This is a genomic window from Paenibacillus sp. NMA1017 (genome assembly GCF_058895805.1).
The window spans coordinates 1-1,636 of the sequence record NZ_JBZXYR010000045.1 but is presented as its reverse complement, the minus strand read 5'-3'; the positions used below and the strand labels follow the sequence as shown (position 1 = coordinate 1,636).

General features: G+C 49.6%; 1 protein-coding gene. It reads left to right on the top strand.

Annotation, left to right across the window (positions count from 1 at the left end; translation table 11 throughout):
• Positions 1-1,636: condensation domain-containing protein (locus AC5ELV_RS26240; RefSeq protein WP_493432450.1), on the top strand; the 1,636-nt coding region annotated here is incomplete at both ends.

The following is a 1,636-nucleotide window of genomic DNA, read 5'->3' as shown; positions in this document are numbered from 1 at the left end:
CGATCGGTCCCACATTGGGTCAAGCTATAGAAGCCCGGGCCAGTACTATTCAGAGTAGCATCCGACTGGATGAAGGACCTCTGCTGAAAGCGGGCCTGTTCCACTGCGCTGATGGGGACCATCTGCTACTGGCTATTCATCATATGGTGGTAGACGGCGTATCGTGGCGGATACTGTTGGAAGATTTGTCGAATGCCTATGAGCAGGCTGTACGTGGAGAAGCCATACAGCTTCCGGCCAAAACAGACTCCTTCCGGGTCTGGTCGGAGCGGTTGTCAGCCTATGCCGACAGTCCTGAGATGGAAAGTGAGCACGCATACTGGGAGCAAGTGAATGAATTGGCGGCATCCGAGTCTTTAAGACTTACAGAATTGCTGGATTCTAAAAAAACATTGACCATAAATAACACGGCTACTTTGAGCTTGAAATTCACGAAAGAAGAGACTGATCAACTGCTTAAACAGGCCCATCGCGCGTACAACACAGAAGTGAACGATCTGTTACTGACGGCGCTCGGGTTGACGTTAAGTACTTGGACTGGCAGTGAGCAGGTTGCAATTCTTCTGGAAGGCCATGGCCGGGAAGATATCATGAAGGATACGGATATATCACGAACGGTTGGCTGGTTCACGAGCCAGTACCCGATTCTGCTGCGGATTAACGGGGAAGATCATATCTCCGTGAACATCAAACGGATGAAGGAGATGCTACGCTGCATTCCACATAAAGGGATTGGATACGGCATCTGGAGATATCTCAGCCAGAACGTAGTATCTAGAGAGGCATACGCCGAGCCACAGATCAGCTTTAATTATTTGGGCGAATTTGATCAGACGCTGCGGTACAGCGAAACGCACATGTCCCCGTACTCCAGTGGAGCAGATGTTAACGAACTGACCAGAATGCCGTGTTCCCTGGATGTGGGGGGCATTGTAAATGATGAAATGCTTGAGCTGGATATTCGTTATAACACAAAAGTGTTACAGGAAGATAATGTGATAAAACTGGCCAGGGAGCTCAAGCAGAACGTGTTGGAAGTGATCCGCCACTGTGTATCACAGGAGCGTTCTGAATTGACGCCGAGTGATGTGCTGCTTTCTGGATTAAGCCTTGAAGAACTGGACCGGATGGTGGAGCAGATTCAGCCTGACGGAGAGCTTGAGAATATATACCCCATGACGCCGATGCAAAAAGGAATGCTGTTCCACAACATGCTGGATTCCCAGTCGAGCGCCTATGTGGAGCAGTCCACCTTTGAATTGAAGGGAACGCTGGATCTCGTGGCATTCGCCGCCAGTCTGGACTTGTTGGTACAGCGCCATTCAGCACTGCGGACCAACTTCCGGAGCGATTTGCAGGACGAACCCTTGCAAGTGGTATACCGGAATAAACGCGGAAAGTTGTACGTAGAGGATATACGTGAGAAGGAAAAGGCGGAGCAGGAGCAATATATCAAGGAGTTCGTACGTCGGGATCAGCAGAAGGGTTTTGATCTGGCAAAGGATACACTAATGCGGGTATCCATCTTACGTACATCAGACGATGCATACCATTTTGTATGGAGCTTTCACCACATCATAATGGACGGCTGGTGTTTGTCGCTGGTCACTAACGAAGTCTTTGGAGGATATACCGC